The sequence below is a fragment of the Pseudomonas sp. Fl4BN1 genome (genome assembly GCF_009908285.1).
In the GTDB taxonomy this organism is placed as follows: Bacteria; Pseudomonadota; Gammaproteobacteria; order Pseudomonadales; family Pseudomonadaceae; genus Aquipseudomonas.
Window position 1 is genome coordinate 1 of the sequence record NZ_JAAARM010000152.1, and the last position, 383, is coordinate 383.

1 protein-coding gene is annotated in these 383 nt (G+C 48.3%); it reads right to left on the reverse strand.

Annotated elements, in window-relative coordinates:
* Positions 1-383: hypothetical protein (locus tag GV818_RS34000; RefSeq protein ID WP_218586337.1), on the reverse strand; the 383-nt coding region annotated here is incomplete at both ends.

The window sequence follows — 383 nt, forward strand, 5'->3', positions numbered from 1 at the left end:
ACATAGAGGAAGTCATCCGTTGTTGGCTGATGTGGCGTGCCATCATCATTCTTTCTCTTTTCCGGCAAATAGTTCTTGCCGTAATCGTTCTTACGATCGTTGTCGTTCTTGTTGTCATAGACGGTAAACTTGAGGCCAGTCGTGCTGGACAAGTTAACACTGCCTGTAGCGGTTGATTCGAAGCAGATGTCGCCAGCTGGTTCTGTAGTAACCGTTTCAGTTGCTATGTTGATGCACTTGTTGAGCTTGGTGTTTACAGAAACGCTGAAGCTCTTGAGCGGAGCACCCGGAACGTCAGGAGGTGCGGAAGAAGAGCTTTCCGGTTCCCTGCAGTTTTCTTCGCTACGTGTGAACGGAATTCTTGTCGTTGCATTGGTCTGAAT